General features: G+C 63.6%; 17 protein-coding genes. 9 read left to right on the top strand and 8 right to left on the bottom strand.

The genetic code is table 11. The annotated features are described in order from the left end of the window. Positions 1 to 119: 119 nt before the first annotated feature. The 5 genes from tnaC to norV all read right to left on the bottom strand — a co-directional run bounded on the left by tnaC (position 120) and on the right by norV (position 4745). Positions 120 to 182 (bottom strand): tryptophanase leader peptide, encoded by a 63-nt coding sequence (gene tnaC, locus G4923_RS21430; RefSeq protein ID WP_226173187.1) that lies wholly within the window; start codon positions 180 to 182, stop codon positions 120 to 122. A gap of 154 nt (positions 183 to 336) precedes the next feature. Further along, positions 337 to 1554 carry a 4Fe-4S binding protein gene (locus G4923_RS02760; RefSeq protein WP_163135447.1) on the bottom strand — a complete coding sequence of 406 codons (1218 nt, stop codon included), beginning with the start codon at positions 1552 to 1554 and terminating at the stop codon, positions 337 to 339. 141 nt (positions 1555 to 1695) lie between these two features. Next, a complete protein-coding gene (locus tag G4923_RS02755) occupies positions 1696 to 2049 on the bottom strand; it encodes a TehB family protein (protein ID WP_163135446.1) in 354 nt (117 codons plus the stop codon). Positions 2050 to 2100: 51 nt separating this feature from the next. Further along, entirely contained in the window at positions 2101 to 3267 is a 1167-nt protein-coding gene (gene norW, locus G4923_RS02750) for an NADH:flavorubredoxin reductase NorW (protein WP_163135445.1), read from the bottom strand. Further along, a complete protein-coding gene (norV, locus tag G4923_RS02745; protein WP_163135444.1) occupies positions 3264 to 4745 on the bottom strand; it encodes an anaerobic nitric oxide reductase flavorubredoxin in 1482 nt (493 codons plus the stop codon). Before norV ends, norW begins: the two co-directional genes overlap by 4 nt. A gap of 171 nt (positions 4746 to 4916) precedes the next feature. Between norV and norR the strand changes: the two genes are divergently transcribed. Beyond that, positions 4917 to 6440, top strand: coding sequence for a nitric oxide reductase transcriptional regulator NorR (norR, locus tag G4923_RS02740; protein ID WP_163135443.1), 1524 nt, complete (start codon positions 4917 to 4919; stop codon positions 6438 to 6440). A 76-nt stretch (positions 6441 to 6516) separates the two neighbouring features. On the opposite strand, the gene G4923_RS02735 is transcribed toward norR, so the two are convergent. Beyond that, the gene (locus G4923_RS02735; RefSeq protein ID WP_106885418.1) at positions 6517 to 7521 is read right to left on the bottom strand and encodes a substrate-binding domain-containing protein; all 1005 of its coding nucleotides are present in this window, start codon (positions 7519 to 7521) and stop codon (positions 6517 to 6519) included. Positions 7522 to 7956: 435 nt separating this feature from the next. On the opposite strand from G4923_RS02735, the gene G4923_RS02730 reads away from it, so the two are divergent. The 6 genes from G4923_RS02730 to G4923_RS02705 all read left to right on the top strand — a co-directional run bounded on the left by G4923_RS02730 (position 7957) and on the right by G4923_RS02705 (position 13678). Then, a complete protein-coding gene (locus tag G4923_RS02730) occupies positions 7957 to 9078 on the top strand; it encodes a branched-chain amino acid ABC transporter substrate-binding protein (protein ID WP_162520030.1) in 1122 nt (373 codons plus the stop codon). A 66-nt stretch (positions 9079 to 9144) separates the two neighbouring features. Next, entirely contained in the window at positions 9145 to 10071 is a 927-nt protein-coding gene (gene livH, locus G4923_RS02725) for a high-affinity branched-chain amino acid ABC transporter permease LivH (protein ID WP_111913037.1), read from the top strand. Continuing rightward, the gene (locus G4923_RS02720; protein WP_163135442.1) at positions 10068 to 11336 is read left to right on the top strand and encodes a high-affinity branched-chain amino acid ABC transporter permease LivM; all 1269 of its coding nucleotides are present in this window, start codon (positions 10068 to 10070) and stop codon (positions 11334 to 11336) included. Before livH ends, G4923_RS02720 begins: the two co-directional genes overlap by 4 nt. Further along, a complete protein-coding gene (livG, locus tag G4923_RS02715; RefSeq protein ID WP_111913035.1) occupies positions 11333 to 12118 on the top strand; it encodes a high-affinity branched-chain amino acid ABC transporter ATP-binding protein LivG in 786 nt (261 codons plus the stop codon). The genes G4923_RS02720 and livG overlap by 4 nt, the downstream gene beginning before the upstream one ends. Positions 12119 to 12128: 10 nt before the next feature. Next, on the top strand, positions 12129 to 12830 hold the full coding sequence (locus G4923_RS02710; protein ID WP_106885413.1) for an ABC transporter ATP-binding protein: 702 nt from the start codon (positions 12129 to 12131) through the stop codon (positions 12828 to 12830). 2 nt (positions 12831 to 12832) lie between these two features. Next, positions 12833 to 13678, top strand: a complete 846-nt coding sequence (locus G4923_RS02705; RefSeq protein WP_163135441.1) for an AraC family transcriptional regulator — start codon at positions 12833 to 12835, stop codon at positions 13676 to 13678. On the opposite strand, the gene G4923_RS02700 is transcribed toward G4923_RS02705, so the two are convergent. Then, the gene (locus G4923_RS02700) at positions 13657 to 14250 is read right to left on the bottom strand and encodes a LysE family translocator (protein WP_205597093.1); all 594 of its coding nucleotides are present in this window, start codon (positions 14248 to 14250) and stop codon (positions 13657 to 13659) included. The two genes, G4923_RS02705 and G4923_RS02700, sit on opposite strands and share 22 nt — an antisense overlap. A 167-nt stretch (positions 14251 to 14417) precedes the next feature. Between G4923_RS02700 and glpE the strand changes: the two genes are divergently transcribed. Together glpE and glpG are read left to right on the top strand one after the other, a co-directional pair. Next, positions 14418 to 14741, top strand: coding sequence for a thiosulfate sulfurtransferase GlpE (gene glpE, locus G4923_RS02695; RefSeq protein ID WP_025328822.1), 324 nt, complete (start codon positions 14418 to 14420; stop codon positions 14739 to 14741). 29 nt (positions 14742 to 14770) lie between these two features. Next, positions 14771 to 15604: a rhomboid family intramembrane serine protease GlpG gene (glpG, locus tag G4923_RS02690; protein ID WP_163135465.1), complete on the top strand. Its 834-nt coding sequence runs from the start codon at positions 14771 to 14773 to the stop codon at positions 15602 to 15604. Between the two features lie 210 nt (positions 15605 to 15814). Here glpG and G4923_RS02685 read toward each other — a convergent pair whose 3' ends face one another. Continuing rightward, complete coding sequence (locus tag G4923_RS02685; RefSeq protein WP_163135440.1) at positions 15815 to 18232, bottom strand: VolA/Pla-1 family phospholipase; 2418 nt, start codon at positions 18230 to 18232, stop codon at positions 15815 to 15817. Positions 18233 to 18235 lie beyond the last annotated feature (3 nt).

Genomic DNA, 18235 nt, shown 5'->3' with positions numbered 1-18235 from the left:
TCGGGTGCACCACATCGCCTCGCCAATAAATAAGGCGAGCGAAAGTGCAGACTATTTCAGATCAGGAATTCAGACGGACTCGTTGCATCCATATAAATGCACAAGCGCCGCGGGGGATATTACAGCGGGAAGAAGAAAGCGATTTTATGATCCAGGGTAAACCACTTGGGTGAGGTGATCATGATATTCATGTTGTTGCTCATCTGGTTGAAATTAACAACGACCAATAACGCAATCCATTATGGGGGGCCCCGCCCAAGGATCAATTGCGACATAAGCAATTTGGGATGGCGCTAACAGTTTGGCGGGGGATTTTTATACACCCCCGCCGACGGCTCAATGATTCAACCAGGGCAGCCGCTGCAGCAACTCGTAGCGGTCGGCGAGCGGCGTCTGGCTGACCCAGAACTCCAGCAGGCCGTAAGCGAGCAGCGGCAACACCAGCAGCAACAGGCAGAGCAGACCCAGCAGCCACTGGGGCTCCAGCCTGCGTGCCTTGCTGCCCAAGTACAGTGCATCGGCGCTTTTGGGGCAGGCGGCGACGCAGCTCATGCAGCTGCTGCACTCGAGGCTCTGCACCGCGATCAGCTGGTGCACCTGGATGCGGGACGGGCAGGCCCGGCTGCACCTGTCGCAGTCATGGCCAGCACTTCGCAGGCAGCGGTCCGGGTCGCGGCGAATGCGCAGAGGTGTCAGCAGGCCGAGTAAAGAGAGCCAGGCGCCGTAGGGGCAGAGGTAGCGGCAGAAGCCCTGGCGGAAGGCAACGGTGAGCAGCAGCACCCAGCCAAGGCAGAGGCCCGAGATCAGGGTCAGGTTGAAGAAGAAGGCCCCCATTTTCATGTCCGCTGCCTGATGGTAGGGGCTGGTGAAGTAGCCGGGCAGGGCGGCGGCGGGCACCGCCAGCAATATGATGAAGAGCAGGAAACCGAGCACCAGAAACTTCTGGGCCCGCAGCAGCCAATCCAGCCAGCGGGGCGGCACCCACTCCCCCGGCAACAGGCGAGTACGCAGTCGATGCAGCCACTCACCCACCAGCCCTAGCGGGCAGAACCAGGCGCAGAATGCCCGCCCCAGCAGCAGGGCCGACAGGCAGAGCACCAGCACTGTGATGGTGGCCGCCGGATGGTGCGGATCCACCAGCCCCTGCCCGAGCCAGGCCCGCAGCCCGAGACCGCCTGCGATGGGCAGGAAGCCGTCCACCACATCCGGACGCACCAGCCAGGGGGGGATCCCCTGCCCCAGCTGCCAGATATGGACGCCGTACTGCACAGTCACCAGCCCCCAGCAGAGCAGCAGCAGCTTGCGAGTCCAAGCCCGCAGCGACTGGCTGTTGATCCCGCCGAGTACCGGCAGCGGCCTGTATCTGTGCCACAGGGCGAGGGGGACGACCACCAGCCCCAACCCGATCCAGAGCAGGCTGTCCGCCACCAGCAACCAGAGCATGAGCAGCAGGCCGAGGGCAAGACGCCACTGCCAGCCCGATCGCGCCTGCCACGCCAGCAGCACCAGATAGACCAGGCCAGCCACCATGGTCATGGCTTCAATCAGGCTCATGCATCTCCCTCACAGAACTCATTCGGATAAGGGGGCAGGATAACGAACATCTGAGTTGATTATTTTGATCTGCATGGGCAGAGGGGCCATTCACCCGGATTGGCCCCACCCGTTCTCACCCTTTGCGGCTGTTGAACCTTATTATTTTCGGCTGTTGAACAGGGGTTGATCCGACGAACCCTGCTCGGCCCAGAAGTGGATATTGAAGCGGGCATCTTCCGACAGCTCGACCCTGTGCCAGTACCGGGGCGGGCTGGTGACAAACTGCCCGGCCCGGATCACCAGACTCAGCTCCGGCTCCTCGGCCTGTTCGTCGGCAAAGCCGTGATAGGTGACGGTGCCCTCCATCACGCAGAGCTGGCCGAACACCCCGGCTGCCGTGTTGTGGTGACTGAGCAGGGCCTGGGGCACGTTGGCGCGGGTGAAGAAGGGGGTGGAGCGACGAACCACCCAATCTGTAGGAATAGAATGGGCGGGAATAAGGTGCAGTGACATAGACATTCTCCTCAGATGGCCGGTCGGCCCGGCCTCAATCGATAAAGTGGATCAGCGGGGCAGCTGGCGCAGCAGCGGGAAGGCGGCGCTCATCTGATCGCCCCCCACCACGAAGCCGCACAGCTCGCCATCCTCGCCGTGCGCCTCGGCCACCATGCCCTGGCTGTTCCAGCGGCACTGCCAGGCGAGATCCTCGCCCTGGGTGCGGCCCGCCAGCTGCAAGGGGTAACGCGGGGTCTTCACCTTCACCAGCATGGGGGGCAGGGTCAGCAGGGTCGGGGTACCGAGCAGGGTCTTGGCCAGGGTATTGGCCCCCAGCACTATTGGTTGCAGGAAGGGAAGCAGCTGACCCCGCCACTGCACGCAATCCCCCAGCGCGAAGATATGGGGATCGCTGGTTTGCAGCCGATCGTCGACCAGGATGCCGCGCTCCACTGCCAGCCCGGCCCCACGGGCCAGGTCCAGATTGGGCGTAAGGCCTATGGCGGCGATCACCAGATCCTGCGAGCTAACGCGGCCGTCACTCAGGGTTGCTCGCCAGCCATCGCCGGGCTGGGCGTCCACTCTGGCGAGACCTGTCCCGAATTGCAGCCTGACTCCCTGACTGCGCAGCGCCTGTTGCAACGGCTGGGTCAGGGCGGCGGGCAGCAGGCTGCCGAGGGGGCTGCCCGCCAGATCCACCAGTGTCACCTCGCGACCGTCGCTCGCTATGTCCATCGCCAGCTCGCAGCCAATCAGCCCGGCCCCCAATATCATGATGCGTCTGGCCTGCTGGATCAGCCCCTCGGCGGCGGCGTACTCCTGCTGGCTGTTGAGGGTCACCAGATGCTCGCTGCCCGGTATCTCGGGGCGCGCCGCACTGGCGCCGGTGGCCAGCACCAGCTGGCCATAGGGGAAGCTGCCCTGCGAGGTCAACAGGGTGCGCCGGGCGGGATCTATGCCGAGAACCTGGCAGTGGGGCAGCAGCGTGATGCGCTGCTGCTCGGCGAAGTCGGCGCCAGTCAGCCGGGTCATGGCTGCGGCGGCGCAGCCCCGGCTCACCACGTGGCTCAAGTCCGGCTTGTTGTACTCGTCGCCGCTGTCGGCGGTGATGAGGCGGATGGGCCGCTCCCCATCGAGCTTGCGAAGGCTCTTGACCAGTTGCTGGGCGGCGAAGCCGCTGCCGATCACCACTATCTCCCGGCTGATGCCGACCTCATTCGGAGTGACTGCGTTCATACACAGGCCTCCACGGCGCAGGGCTCGAACACCTCCTTGCCGATGCCGCAGCCCGGGCAGAGGAAGCTGTCAGGTACCTGGGCCCAGGGAGTGCCCGGCGCCACCAACTGATCCGGCTCCCCCTGGGCCGGGTCATAGACCCACTGGCAGACGGTGCAGAGCATGGGCTGATCGTCGTCCCATTCAGCGGCGGCCGGTGCGGCTTGCGGCGCCTTGGCGATCACGGGGGCAGGCGTCACTGCCGCCTGGGTTGTGGTGATCGGGCGGGGTGCCTCCAGCGGGTGCAGGGCCCACTGACGGGCGAGCTGGCGACCGTGCTCGCGGCACTGTGCCAGCGCCGAGCCGTCCGGGCGCCACTTGGCCTTGAGGGAGAGGCTGATGTCGAAGCCAGCATCCATCAGCCGGGTCTGGATCCGGTCCACGGCGCCACCGGTCCAGCCGTAGCTGCCGAAGGCCGAAGCCCGCTTGTTACGGAAGCGCAGGCCGGTGATCTCCTCGAGCATGCCCGCCACCTTGGGCATCATGACGTTGTTCATGGTGGAGGAGCCCACCAGTATCCCCTTGGAGCGGAACACCTGGGTCAGGATCTCGTTCTTGTCGTGGCGCGCCACGTTGTAGATCTTCACCGCCACCCCGGGATCCACCTCGTGGATGCCCTGGGCGATGGCGTCGGCCATCATGCGGGTATTGTTGGACATGGAGTCGTAGAACAATGTGATGCGATCCTCCTGGTAGTGGTCGGCCCACTCCAGATATTTGAGGATGATCTGGGTGGGATCCTCGCGCCAGACGATGCCGTGGGAGGTGGCCACCATGCTCACCGGCAGGTTGAAGCCGAGCACTTCCTTGATCTTGGCGGTCACCAGGGGGCTGAAGGGGGTCAGTATGTTGGCGTAGTAACGCTGGCACTGCTCCATCAGCTCGGTCTGATCCACCTCGTCGTTGAACAGGTGCTCATCGCAGTAGTGCTGGCCGAAGGCGTCGTTGGAGAAGAGCACCGCGTCCTCTGTCATATAGGTCATCATGCTGTCGGGCCAGTGCAGCATGGGGGTCTCGATGAATACCAGCTGCTTGCCGTTGCCGATGTCCAGGCTGTCGCCCGTCTTGACCGGCTGGAAGTTCCACTCCGGGTGATGATGGTGACCTGTGATGGAGTCGATGGCGTTGTGGGTGCAGTAGATGGGGGTGCCGGGGATGCGGGCCATCAGCTCGGTCAGGGCGCCGGCGTGATCCTCCTCGGCGTGGTTGATCACCACAAAGTCGATGGCGGCGAGATCGATCTCCGCCGCCAGGTTCTGCACGAACTCCCGGCTGAACTTGTGATCGACGGTATCGATCAGCACGTTCTTCCCTTCGCGGATGAGGTAGCTGTTGTAGCTGGTGCCCTTGTGGGTCTTGTACTCGGTGCCGTGGAAGTCGCGCACCTCCCAGTCCCGTTGGCCGACCCAGTGGATGTTGTTCTTGACGTGAATGCTCATCAGGCAGTTCCTCAGCAGGCAATAGTGAATGTGTGACTGAATTCCCTATTGCAGCGGACGTGCCAACTTATAACTTATTGTTTTTACTAGATTACAATATCTGTCATTGTCATTTAGACAGCCTCTCTCTATAGTCAAAATCACAAATACACTGTCATTTGGACAATCATCGTGATCTCGACCGACAGCCTGGCGCGCATCGCCCTCGACCTGCAACTCGGCATCTCCCATCAGGACAGGTTCCACCGTCTGATCCAGAGCGTGCGCAGCCTGCTGCACTCGGACGCCTCTGCCCTGTTGCGCTACGAGGGGGGCCAGTTCATCCCGCTAGCCATCGACGGCCTGATGCAGGACGTGCTGGGCCGCCGCTTCGCCCTCAAGGATCACCCGCGCATGGAGGCCATAGCCCGGGCTGGCGACGTGGTGCGCTTTCCCGCCGACAGCTCCCTACCCGACCCCTATGACGGCCTGATCCCGGATCACGACGACTTCAAGGTGCACGCCTGCGTAGGCCTGCCGCTCTTCTCGGATCAGACCCTCATCGGTGCCCTGACCATAGACGGCATGAACCCGACCCAGTTCGACGGCATCAGCGACGAGGAGCTGCGGCTGGTGGGAGCCCTGGCCGCCGCCGCCCTCAGCAACGCCCTGCTGCTGGAACGCCTCGCCCGCCAGAGCAGCGAGCCCCTCGCCTCAGCCCCCCATGCCGAGGGCCAGCCGGAGATGATAGGCCACTCCCCCGCCATGGCCCGGTTGCGCCACGAGATAGACGTGGTGGCGAGCTCGGAGCTGAACGTGCTGATCCTGGGGGAGACGGGGGTCGGCAAGGAGCTGATCGCCAAGGCGGTGCATCAGGGCTCACCCCGCGCCAGTGCCCCCCTGGTCTATCTCAACTGCGCCGCCCTGCCGGAGTCGGTGGCGGAGAGCGAGCTGTTCGGTCACGTGAAGGGGGCCTTCACCGGCGCCATCCACAACAGGGCGGGCAAGTTCGAGCTGGCCGACAAGGGCACCCTGTTTCTGGACGAGATTGGCGAGCTGTCGCTGGCGCTGCAGGCCAAGCTGCTGCGGGTGCTGCAATACGGGGATCTGCAGCGCATAGGTGACGACACCCCCCTCAGGGTCAATGTGCGCATCCTGGCGGCCACCAACCGGGATCTGAAGCAGGCTGTGGTCGAGGGGCAATTCAGGGCCGACCTCTACCACCGCCTGAGCGTCTTCCCGATCCAGGCCCCGGCACTGCGGGAACGCCCCGGCGACATTCCCCTGCTGGCCGGTTATTTTTGCGAACGCTGCCGGGTCAGCCTGGGGCTGGAGCGGCTGCGCATCCTGCCCGGGGCGCTGGCACTGCTCGAGAGTCACGACTGGCCGGGCAACGTGCGCGAACTCGAGCACGCCATCCACAGAGCCGCCGTGCTGGCCAGGGCCGAACAGGGCAGCCAGTCCCCGGCCCTGGATGCCCACCACTTCAATCTGGGGGCGGCGGTCTCGCCGCCGCTTGCCGCCAGCACGGCCACCCCGGCCCCGTCCGTCGCCACCGGCCTCGGCCTGCGCGCCGCCACCGACGCCTTCCAGCTCCAGCTGATAGAGCAGACCCTGGCGGCCCAGGACGGCAACTGGGCCGCCACCGCCCGGGCGCTGGCGCTGGACGGCGGCAACCTGCACCGGCTCGCCAGGCGGCTCGGCCTCAAGGCCTGAGGGGCGGCGCCGGGCCCCAAAAACAAAAACCCCCTCGCGAGGGAGGGGGTTTTTCGTGGTGCCTGAGGCCGGGCGATCAGCGCAGGGACTTGACCGAGCGACGAACGATCAGCTCGGGCTGAACCGTCATGGACTCGACTTCCAGGGCCTTGTTGCGGATCCGGCTCACCAGATGCTGCACCGCCAGCAGGCCCAGCTCGGCCTTGGGGTGGCGAATGGTGGTGAGCGGCGGGCTGGAGAAGCGCGCCATCTCCACATCGTCGTAGCCGATCATGGAGATGTCGTCCGGCACCTTGACCCCGGCTTCCCAGGCGGCGCAGATGGCACCTATGGCCATGGGATCGTCGAAGGCAAACACCGCCGTCGGCCGCGGCTTGAGGGCCAGGATCCGCTGCATGGCATCGTAGCCGCTCTGGCTCTCGTAGTCCCCTTCGAAGATCTGCTCGTCCTTCAGGGTCAGGCCATGCTCGCCCAGGGCGTCACGCACCCCGTCCAAGCGCTGCTGGGTGGTCGGCTTGTCGATCTGGCCCGTGATGCAGACGATCTCGGTGTGACCCTGCTCCAGCAGATGACGCACGGCCAGGCGCGCACCAATGCGGGCGTTGTCGTTGATCACGTTGGCAAAGTCGCACTCGGTTCCCCAGTCCAGTACCACCTGGGGCACGTTCTTGTGGATCCGCAGCATGTCCCGCAGCGGGGTGTCGATGTCGGTCCCCAGCACCAGCAAGCCGTCGACCCGCTTCTCCATCAACATGCGCAGATAGTGCTGCTGACGGGGGGGCTGGTTCTCGGTGTTGCACAGGATCAGGCTGTAACCCTGTTCGAAGCAGTAGGCTTCCACCCCTTGCACCACTTCCGCGAAGAAGGGGTTGGCACTGGTGGTGACCAGCATGCCTATGGTCTTGGTCGAGTTGATCTTGAGGCTGCGCGCTACCGAATTGGGCGCGTAGTTGAGTTCTGCCACCGCCTCAAGCACTTTCTGGGTTGCATCTTCGCTGACCCGACGGGTGTGATTGAGTACATGTGAGACGGTGGAGATGGATACGCCTGCCCTGGAGGCGACATCCTTGATAGTGGCCATCTCTGTCTCCTGAATAACAAAGGCGGAACAGTAGCAGATTTCCCGAATAAAGGCTTGGTTTTAACGAGAGCTGCCAGCGAATTGTCAATCTTGGCTAATCTAGGCGGTCATTTCTTTTTGCGCAAACGGAATTTGGTCAAAATGAGAGCGGACGCAGAATGAAATATCGTCAGTTTTTTACTCTGAAAATTGTCACCGTGACAATTTGTTGTCAGTATGTTAATCGACATATGCGATATTAAACTCCAAAATAAAAACTTAAGCAGGGCATTTGTTTCATAAAAGCCCTACCCAACCCGTTCCGGTTAGTATCTTTAACATCTTGTTATTGCACGGCGAGGAATGATAGAACCTTATCTATTGCCGGGCTGGCGGGACACAGGCTCGGAATGACACACGGAAAATGAAACAATCCACTGATTAAGGGACGAATCAATGAATAACTTGAGCAAAATGGCAGTCAGGGCAGCGGTTTCTTTGGCTCTGTTTGGATCAGTCTCCATGGCCAATGCGGCCGATACCATCAAGATCGGCATCGCCGGCCCCCTGACCGGCCCGGTCGCCCAGTACGGTGACATGCAGTTCACCGGCGGCAAGATGGCGGTCGAGCAGATCAACAAGGCGGGCGGCATCAAGGGCAAACAGATCGAAGCCGTCATCTATGACGACGCCTGCGATCCCAAGCAGGCCGTGGCCATCGCCAACAAGGTGATCAACGACGGCGTCAAGTTCGTGGTCGGCCACCTCTGCTCAGACAACACCCTGCCCGCCTCCGACATCTATGAAGATGAAGGTGTGCTGATGGTGACCCCGGCCTCCACCAACCCCAAGATCACCGAGCGTGGCTACCAGCTGACCATGCGCACCATTGGCCTGGACAGCGACCAGGGCCCGACCGCCGCCAAGTACATCATCGAGCAGGTCAAACCCCAGCGCGTGGCCGTCATCCACGACAAGAAGCAGTACGGTGAAGGCATCGCCTCCAGCGTCAAGGCGGCTCTGGACAAGGCTGGCGTCAAGGTAGTGGCATTCGAAGGCATCACCGCCGGGGACAAGGACTTCTCCGCCCTGATCGCCAAGCTGCAGAAAGAGAACGTGGACTTCGTCTACTACGGCGGCTACCACCCGGAGCTGGGCCTGATCCTGCGCCAGGCTGGCGAGAAAGGCCTGAAAGCCAAGTTCATGGGTCCGGAAGGTGTGGGTAACAAGGACATCTCCGCCATCGGTGGCCCGGCCTCCGAAGGCCTGCTGGTCACCCTGCCGAACAAGTACGACCTGCTGCCTGCCAACGCCTCCATAGTAGAAGCCTTCAAGGCCAAGGGTCAGGACTCCTCGGGTCCCTTCGTCTGGACCACCTACGCGGCCATGCAAGCTCTGGCAGCCGGTATCGCCAAGGCGGGCGAGGATGATCCCGCTGCCGTGGCTGCCGCCATGAAGGCCGCACCGATCGACACCGTCATGGGTCCCCTGACCTGGGCACCGAACGGTGACCTGAAGGGCTTCGAGTTCGGTGTCTTCCAGTGGCACGCCGACGGTACCTCCACTCAACTCAAATAATCTGCCGGTCGGGGGTGACAAGCGTCACCCCCTCCTTTCTTTGCGGGCAAGTACAGGGAACGCAGTATGTCCGAACACCTTCTTTATCTGGTTCAGCAGCTGCTGAACGGGTTAACCATAGGCAGCACCTATGCGTTGATCGCCATCGGCTACACCATGGTCTACGGCATCATAGGCATGATCAACTTCGCCCACGGTGAGGTCTACATGATCGGCTCCTATGTCGCCTTCATGGTGATGGCCGGGCTCATGATGATGGGCATCGACAGCACAGTGCTGCTGCTGGGCGGCGCCTTTCTGATCAGTATCCTCATCACAGGCAGCTATGGCTGGACCATAGAGCGGGTCGCCTATCGCCCGCTGCGGGGCGGCAATCGCCTCATCCCCCTCATCTCCGCCATCGGCATGTCGATCTTCTTGCAGAACATGATGCGAATGGCACAGGGCTCGCGCGATATCGCCATGCCCACCCTGATCTCCGGGGGTTGGACCCTGGGTGGTGAGGAGGGCTTCCAGGCCAGCCTCTCCTACATGCAGCTCATCATCTTCGTGGTGACCTTCATCACCATGTTGGCGCTGACCCAGTTCATCAACCGCTCCCGCATGGGCCGCGCCTGTCGCGCCTGTTCGGAAGACATCAAGATGGCCAACCTGCTGGGCATAGATACCCATGTGGTCATCTCCATCACCTTCGTGCTGGGGGCCGCCCTGGCCGCCGTCGCGGGCGTGCTGCTCGGCATGTATTACGGCGTCATCAACCCCTATCTCGGCTTTATGGCCGGTCTCAAGGCGTTTACGGCAGCGGTATTGGGCGGCATCGGCAGCATTCCTGGCGCCGTGATCGGCGGCCTGCTGCTCGGCGTGGTCGAGGCGCTCACCGCCGGTTACCTCAGCACCGAGTACAAGGATGTGATGGCCTTCGCCCTGCTCATCTTCGTGTTGCTGTTTATGCCTACTGGCATTCTGGGTCGCCCGGAGGTCGAGAAGGTATGAAAAAACAATTTATCCATGCCTGTATCGCCAGCCTGATGCTGCTGGTGCTCTCCTTCTGGCTGCTCGGCTTCAAGCTGGAGACCGATGGCTCCCGCCTGTTGGTGGTGAGCCGGCTCGATGTCTCCCTGGCCTGGCTGCTGGGGGGCGCCACCATCGTCTTCTGGTTCCAGATGCTGCGCGGCCAGATCAGTCGCCTGTTCCAGGCCTCCATCAGCGGCTTCTCCGTCGGCTTCACCAAGCTGGTGCTGCCGAGCCCGGAGGAGGCGCCCAAGCTCTACAACCTCACCGCCATCCTGGTGCTGTTGTTTGCGGTCAGCTGGCCCTTCATGGCGTCCCGCGGTGCCATCGATCTCGCCACCCTGGCGCTGATTTACATCATGCTGGGGCTGGGGCTCAACGTGGTGGTGGGCCTCGCCGGCCTGCTGGATCTCGGTTACGTCGGCTTCTACGCGGTCGGCGCCTACAGCTACGCCCTACTCAACACCTACTTCGGCCTGAGCTTCTGGGAGTGCCTGCCCATCGCCGGCCTGATGGCGGCCACCTTCGGCTTCCTACTCGGCTTCCCAGTGTTGCGGCTGCGGGGGGACTATCTGGCCATAGTCACCCTGGGCTTTGGCGAGATCATCCGCATCCTGCTCAACAACATGACCACCCTGACCGGCGGCCCGAACGGGATCTCCGGCATTCCCAAGCCGACCCTGGGCGGCCTGGAGTTCAACCGCACCGTCAAGGATGGGGGCTTTGGCACCTTCCACGACTTCTTTGGCATCGCCTACAACGCCAACCACAAGGTGATCTTCCTCTACCTGATGGCGCTGGTGCTGGTGGTGGCGACCCTGTTCGTCATCAACCGTCTGCTGCGCATGCCGCTGGGCCGTGCCTGGGAAGCGCTGCGGGAAGACGAGATCGCCTGCAAGTCGCTGGGGCTCAACCCCACCATCATCAAGCTGACCGCCTTCACCATAGGCGCCTGCTTCGCGGGCTTCGCCGGCAGCTTCTTCGCCTCGCGCCAGGGCTTCATCAGCCCGGAGTCCTTCGTCTTCATCGAGTCGGCCATAGTCCTCGCGATCGTGGTACTGGGGGGCATGGGCTCCCAGATAGGGGTGGTGCTGGCAGCCATCGTCATGACGGTACTGCCTGAGCTGGCCCGTGAGTTCAACGAGTACCGCATGCTGATGTTCGGCCTCTTGATGGTGTTCATGATGATCTGGCGGCCGCAGGGACTGCTGCCCATGAGCCGACCCCACATGGAGCTGCGCAAATGAGCAAGCTGAACAATACCAACAACAAATTGCTCGACGTCTCTGATCTGTCGATGCGCTTCGGCGGCCTGCTGGCGGTCAACGGCGTCAAGCTGGATGTGGACAAGGGCGAGGTGATCTCCATCATTGGCCCCAACGGGGCGGGCAAGACCACCATCTTCAACTGCCTGACGGGTTTCTACCGCCCGACCGGCGGTACCATCCGCTACCGTGGCGAGGAGATCCAGGGGCTGCCCGGCCACCTCATCGCCCGCAAGGGCATAGTGCGTACCTTCCAGCACGTGCGCCTGTTCAAGGAGATGACGGCGGTGGAGAACCTGCTGGTGGCCCAGCACAGGCATCTCAATACCGGCTTCATCGCCGGGCTGTTCAAGACCCCGGCCTTCCGCCGCGCCGAGAAAGAGGGGCTGGAGCAGTCCGCCTTCTGGCTGGAGAAGGTGGGTCTCAAGGATCTCGCCAACCGCCCCGCCGGCAACCTGGCCTATGGCCAGCAACGCCGCCTCGAGATCGCCCGCTGCATGGCGACCCGGCCCGAGCTGCTGATGCTGGATGAGCCGGCCGCCGGCCTCAACCCGCACGAGACCGACGAGCTCAACGACCTCATCTCCAACCTGAGGGACGAGTTTGGCGTCTCGGTGCTGCTTATCGAGCACGATATGAAGCTGGTGATGGAGATCTCCAACCGCATCTTCGTGGTGAATCAGGGCACCCCGCTGGCCCATGGCAAACCGGATGAGATCCGCAACAACCCGGCCGTGATCAAGGCCTATCTGGGCGAGTCGTAAGGAAATCAAGATGTTAGAACTTCGCAACGTATCGACCCACTACGGCAAGATCCAGGCGCTGCACGACGTCAGCGTCGAGATAAAAGAGGGGGAAATCGTCACCCTGATCGGCGCCAACGGCGCCGGCAAGACCACCTTGCTGATGACGCTCTGTGGCGAACCCAAGCCCAGCAGCGGCAGCATCTGGTTCGAGGGGGAGCAGATAGACTCCCTCAGCACGGCCCGCATCATGCGCAAGGACATCGCAGTGGTGCCTGAGGGGCGCCGCATCTTCGCCCGCCTGACGGTGCAGGAGAACCTGCTGATGGGGGCCTTCTTCGTCGACAAGGCCGAGCAACCTGCCCTGCTGGATCAGGTGTTCACCATGTTCCCCCGGCTGCACGAGCGGCTGGAGCAGCGGGCGGGCACCATGTCCGGCGGCGAGCAGCAGATGCTGGCCATAGGCCGGGCCCTGATGAGCAAGCCGCGCCTGCTGCTGCTGGACGAACCCTCCCTGGGGCTGGCCCCCATCATCATCCAGCAGATCTTCGACACCATAGAGCAGCTGCGCCAGAAGGGGATGACCATCTTCCTGGTGGAGCAGAACGCCAACCAGGCGCTCAAGCTGGCGGATCGGGGCTATGTGCTGGAAAACGGCCGGGTGGTGCTGCAAGACACGGGGGCGGCCCTGCTCGCCAACCCGGCAGTGCGCCAGGCCTATCTCGGCGGCTGATCATGAGCAGGGCAGAGGCAGGGCCGGACAGACACAGCTTCTGGCACGACCCTGCCCTGCCCTTCATTGAGGCGCGGGCGGTGCAGGATGGCCGCCACGTCTGCTACGACAAGCACAGCCACGCCCACTTCTCCATCGGCGCCATCACCGGCGGCCACAGCCACTACCTCAACCAGCGGAGCCTTCAGGAGGTCGGCCCGGGTTCCCTGGTGCTGATGAACCCGGAGGAGGTGCACGCCTGCAACCCCATCGCCGACCAGCCCTGGTCCTATCTGATGTTCTACCTCGATACCGACTGGCTGCGCAGCCAGCAGGAGGAGGCCGGCCTCGGCAGCGAGTTTAGGCCCTTCGACATGACGGCGAGCCGGGATCCCCTGCTCTACCAGGGCTTGCAACACCTCCATCACCAGCTGGTGCAGGCGCAGGATCCCCTGGCCCGCGAGGTGGCCTGCCACCTGTTCAGTCGCCAGTTGCTGGCCAGGCTCACCCCAGCACGCTGGGACGATCGCCCGCCCCAGCACCTGCAACGGGCCGCCGAGCTGATGCAGGACGACAGCGCCAGCCCCCTCAGCCTGTTACAGCTGAGCGCCGTGGCCGGGCTCACCCCCTCCCACTTCGTGCGCGCCTTCAGCCAGCATTACGGCATGACCCCCCACGCCTATCTGCTGGACAGGCGCATCCGCCACGCCCGCACCCTGCTCAAACAGGGGCAGCCCCTGGCCGAGGTCGCCCTGGCCAGCGGCTTTGCGGATCAGGCCCACTTCCAGCGCCAGTTCAAACGCCGGGTCGCCACCACCCCGGGCCAGTACAGGACCCAGCTCGCCCGTCAGGCTGAACGCACCAGATAGGCGGCGCTGAGCAGCAGCAAGAGTGCCATGGCCCGGTTGAACCAGCGCAGTCGGCGAGGCACCAGCAGCAGCCCCTGCATGCAACTGCCGGCATAGGCCCAGCAGGCGATGGAGCCGAGGCAGATCACCAGATAGAGAGAGGTAAACAGGGCTATCTGCCCCAGCCCGCCCGCGACCCCGTAGGCCCCCATCCCCATGCTGGCCGCCAGCCAGGCCTTGGGATTGAGCCACTGCATCAGGGCCCCGTACCAGAAGGCGGGTGGCGCCCCCTCGACCCGCTCCAGCTGCCCCCTGTCCACCAGCAGTTGCCAGGCCATGTAACAGAGAAAGAGCACGCCGCCCCAGTGGATGGCGCCCGCCGCCACCGGCCACCGGGACAGGGCACCACCGAGGCCCAGCCCCATCAGCAGGAGCAGCAGTATGAAACCGAGGGTCGCTCCCACCACGTGGCGCAGGCTGGCCGGGAAGCCGTAACGGGCGCCGGTGCCGAGGGCGACCAGGTTGACTGGCCCCGGGGAGATGGACATGGCCAGGGCAAACCCGGACATGGACAACAACAGACTGATTTCCATGGATGATGCTCACGCAAAGGATTGAGCCACCAGCCTATCCGGCCTGTCCGGGCCGATATTGAAGGAAATTGCGATCCCGCGGCACATGGCAAGGCACATTGCGGGCTTAGCGCTAGCCACGGCTTGCGGTAAACTGGCCCTCAATCATCTATTTGCAGGACATCTCAATGGACCAGTTTGCCCATATCAGCGCCCAGGATGCCCACCAGAAGCTGGAGGCCGGTGAGGCCCGTCTCGTGGACATTCGTGATCCCCAATCCTTCGAGACGGCCCACGCGGTCGGCGCCTTCCACCTCACCAACGGTTCCCTGGTTCGCTTCATGAACGAGGTGGACTTCGACACCCCCGTCATAGTGATGTGCTATCACGGCAACAGCAGCCAGGGGGCGGCCCAGTATCTGCTGCAACAGGGCTATGACGCCGTCTACAGCCTGGACGGCGGCTTCGAGGCCTGGCGCAGGGAGTTCCCGATCCAGGCAGGCGACGCATGACAGGGGCGGGCCACTCCTCCCCGGCCGGCATGATCCAGCTGCTGGTACTGGGTGACGCCCGCATGGCCCAGGCGCTGGTGGATTACCTCGCCACCCTCGGCATCCCGTGCGAGCTGACCCAGTCCGAGCTCGGCGTCTCGGTCTGGCTGGCGGACGAGCTGCGCCTCGCCCAGGCCCAGCAGGAGGTGAAGCGCTTCCTGGCCGAGCCCAATCACCCCCGCTACATGGAGGCCTCCTGGCAGTCCGGCCGGGCGGATGCCCGCATCGACTACAGCAAGGGGATGACGGATCCCGTCACCGACTTCCTCCATCAGGCAGGCCCCCTGACCCTGGTGGTCATCATCGCCTGCCTGGCCATCTATGCCCTCGACGCCATAGGCCTGCCCATCTTCGACGAGCTGGCGTTCCACCCGACCCTGGCCCAGTTCACCGACTGGCAGGCCTGGCGCTACGTCACCCCGGCCTTTATCCACTTCTCGGTGCTGCACCTGGTGTTCAACCTGCTGTGGTGGTGGTATCTCGGCGGCCAGATCGAGCAGCGGCTCGGCAGCGGCAAGCTGTTTATCCTGCTGCTGGTCGGGGCCGCGCTACCCAATATCGCCGAGTTCTTCGTGAGCGGCCCGCGCTTTGGCGGCCTCTCCGGGGTGGTCTATGCCCTGCTCGGCTACAGCTGGATGCGGGCCAGACTGCAGCCCGCCTGCGGCCTCACCATGCCGCCGGCCCTGATGGGCTTCATGCTGATCTGGCTGGTGCTCGGCTTCTTCGACATGCTCGGCACCCCCACCGCCAACATGGCCCATCTGATCGGCCTGCTGGTCGGCCTGCTGCAAGGCTGGCTGGACAGGCATCACAGGCCCACCTGACGTCTCATCGTCGCGATTGCTACGGCCCGCTCGGCAGCCATAGCGACCGCCAACATGGCACACCTGGTGGGTCTGCTGGTCGGCCTGCTGCAAGGTTGGCTGGACAGACATCACAGACCGGCGTGAGGCGTTTACTACAGTCAGCCCACCGCTATTACCCCAAAAACAAAACGCCGCCCCTAAGGGCGGCGTTTTTATTATCCAGCTGGTTTACTGCTTGAGCAGGCTGGCGTCGGTCACCTTGACTGCGGTACCACCGCTTGCGAAGAAGCTGCCGAACTGGGTCTGCATCTCTGAGGTGACAGCGCCGGTCGGATCGAAGTTCTCGTCCGGTGCCAGCAGCGAGCTGTGACCGCCGGCCACGAAGCGAGTGGCGTGGTGATTGGCCGCGCCGGTCGCGCTCAGCGGCTGCAGGGCCAGCACCTTGAACAGCGGCTCGGTGCCACCCAGGGGGGCGTTGGCAATGCTGTTCGGGATAACCCGATCCGACAGGCTCAGGGCGCCGTCGCCGACGACTTCGGTGGCAAACAGCGGGAAGTCCGCCGCTATGCCGCGACCCAGGTTGATCGGATCCGCCGAATCCAGCACCGACTGGGCCGCGAAGCTGTAGCTCTGCAGGGTACCGGCCGCGCTCTCCTGGGTGGCGGCGTCCAGGCTCGGCAGGAACTCGTTGACGAAGCAGGTCGGCGCCGCCGTCTTGCAGTTCGGCGCATAGGCGGTGAAGGCCGTCTTCAGGGCGGCGCTGCCACCGGTCAGCACGCTCATCTGGATGGTCGGGCCGAAGGTCGGCGAGTTCAGCAGCAGCGGGGCTATGCCGCCACCCGGCATGGCCAGGCCACCGGTGGTGAACTTGAACAGGGCATCCGCCTGGGCGTTGCCGATGGGCTGGTTGGCCACCGCCAACAGGTTGGCCCCGGCGATGGCGCCCAGGGAGTGACCCAGGAAGTGCACCTTGAGGCCCTTCTGACCGATAGCACCCTTGGCATTGGCCAGACCCACCGCCAGACGCAGGCCCAGCAGATCCGCCACGCTCTGTTTCAGGTTGTCCCGCGCCACCGTCAGGTAGCTCAGGTTCAGGTAGGGAGTCGGGTTCTTATCCGTGGTGACCGAGTCCGGACTGCCGGTCAGGGCGAAGCCACGCTCCCCGTGCAGCGGATGGTCGATCACCACCACGGCCACGTTCTTGCTCGCCTGGGCACCGGCACCGATCTGACCCAGCGCCAGGGCGTAGGCGTTCTCCTTCACCGAGGTGACGCCGTGCTGATAGATGATCACATCTGTGATGGTCTTCAGGTCATTGGTTGCGGCAAAGATCCGCATCGGCACGGACTGCACCTCTTCCAGCTTGGGCAGCGGGTTGAAGCGGCCTATGTTCATCTCGGGATCCAGCGCCTTGCCACCGGAGGTGAGGGTCACCCCGATCAGCTTGCTCGCCTCCGCCAGCAACTCGGCCTGACGGCTCGGGTCGGCAATGAGCTCGCCCAGCAGGGCCGGATCAACACCGGCGCCCACCAGACCGCCGATCACCTCGGCATCCTGTGCCTTCAGCGCATTGGCGATGGCATAGAGACTGGGGATGGCACCATGCCAGGACTGGGTCCTGGCCTTGTCCCAGGAGCCGGCGGTGGCCGGTGAGGAGAGGAAGTAAGGCAGCTTGACCGTACCGGTAAAGACCTGGGTCATACCGGCAAGACCCTTCAATTGCGGGTTAGCTTCAACGGCGGCGGCAATGGCATCTTTCTGCTCTTGCGGCAGGAACTGCTCCGCATCCAGCTGGGTCAGGAAGGTGTTGCTGCCGGTCACGGCCAGGGTATAGGTGCCGGGCAGGTTGGTGTTGCCCAGGGCATCCTGCTTCCACAGGGCGGCAGCGTCCAGGGTCGGGCTCTTGAGCACGGAAGCAGCCGCGCCTTTCACCGCCACCAGCACGTCGGCACCGGACTGGGTACCGAACCAGTCGGAGAAGATCACGTGATCGCTGGTGATGCCGGTGGCCGCCTTGAACAACCCTTCCTGCAGCGCTATCAGGCCGCTGATGGTCTGCTCCTGGGCATTGCTGCCGGTGGTGCTCTTGTAGTTGCTATAGTCGCTGCCCGCCCGCAGGGGGTTGCCGCTGCTGTCCTTGAGCGAATCGGTCGCCACTATCATGTAGTAGGAAGAGGGATTGAGCGGCTTGAGCGGCACCAGGTTCAGCTTGCCCGCCGACTCGGCGACCACGAAGTCCACCCCGTAGGCCAGCACCTTCTTCACACCACTCGGGCGCAGGGCGGCGCTGTCGAACTCCAGCTCCAGCAGGTAGAGCGGGGCCACCGAGGCACCAAATTCGGCGGCGGACGGCGCCTTGACTGTGATGCCCGAGGCAGTCACTGGCACTATCTGGACCGCCTGGGTAGTGGACCAGCCATCCAGGGTGGAGAGGGCTGAGACTGGATTGGAGAGATCGGCCGTTTCGGTCGAGAACTTCAGGGTGCCGTCACTGGCACGGGCGGCCAGGGCGCTGGGGCGCGCCGCATTGGTGCCGCTCAGCAGATAATCGAGATAGCTTGAGGTATCGCCTTTGTTTTCGTCACTGCCACCACAACCGCTCAGCAGCGCACTGACGACTGCCGCGTAAATTAGCTTCTTTTTCATATC

This window comes from Aeromonas rivipollensis (assembly GCF_010974825.1).
GTDB classification, from domain to species: Bacteria; Pseudomonadota; Gammaproteobacteria; order Enterobacterales; family Aeromonadaceae; genus Aeromonas; species Aeromonas rivipollensis.
Note: the sequence above shows the minus strand (reverse complement) of the source record. Positions and strands in the feature narration are given on the sequence as shown.

Bases quoted from the DNA above. Each gene is read 5' to 3' on its own strand.
- G4923_RS02700 (WP_205597093.1), bottom strand. From the start codon at position 14,250: ATGGAAATCAGTCTGTTGTTGTCCATGTCCGGGTTTGCCCTGGCCATG.
- G4923_RS02685 (WP_163135440.1), bottom strand. From the start codon at position 18,232: ATGAAAAAGAAGCTAATTTACGCGGCAGTCGTCAGTGCGCTGCTGAGC.
- glpE (WP_025328822.1), top strand. From the start codon at position 14,418: ATGGACCAGTTTGCCCATATCAGCGCCCAGGATGCCCACCAGAAGCTG.
- G4923_RS02735 (WP_106885418.1), bottom strand. From the start codon at position 7,521: ATGGCCACTATCAAGGATGTCGCCTCCAGGGCAGGCGTATCCATCTCC.
- G4923_RS02705 (WP_163135441.1), top strand. From the start codon at position 12,833: ATGAGCAGGGCAGAGGCAGGGCCGGACAGACACAGCTTCTGGCACGAC.
- livG (WP_111913035.1), top strand. From the start codon at position 11,333: ATGAGCAAGCTGAACAATACCAACAACAAATTGCTCGACGTCTCTGAT.
- norV (WP_163135444.1), bottom strand. From the start codon at position 4,745: ATGAGCATTCACGTCAAGAACAACATCCACTGGGTCGGCCAACGGGAC.
- G4923_RS02730 (WP_162520030.1), top strand. From the start codon at position 7,957: ATGAATAACTTGAGCAAAATGGCAGTCAGGGCAGCGGTTTCTTTGGCT.
- G4923_RS02710 (WP_106885413.1), top strand. From the start codon at position 12,129: ATGTTAGAACTTCGCAACGTATCGACCCACTACGGCAAGATCCAGGCG.
- G4923_RS02760 (WP_163135447.1), bottom strand. From the start codon at position 1,554: ATGAGCCTGATTGAAGCCATGACCATGGTGGCTGGCCTGGTCTATCTG.
- G4923_RS02755 (WP_163135446.1), bottom strand. From the start codon at position 2,049: ATGTCACTGCACCTTATTCCCGCCCATTCTATTCCTACAGATTGGGTG.
- glpG (WP_163135465.1), top strand. From the start codon at position 14,771: ATGATCCAGCTGCTGGTACTGGGTGACGCCCGCATGGCCCAGGCGCTG.
- G4923_RS02720 (WP_163135442.1), top strand. From the start codon at position 10,068: ATGAAAAAACAATTTATCCATGCCTGTATCGCCAGCCTGATGCTGCTG.
- livH (WP_111913037.1), top strand. From the start codon at position 9,145: ATGTCCGAACACCTTCTTTATCTGGTTCAGCAGCTGCTGAACGGGTTA.
- norW (WP_163135445.1), bottom strand. From the start codon at position 3,267: ATGAACGCAGTCACTCCGAATGAGGTCGGCATCAGCCGGGAGATAGTG.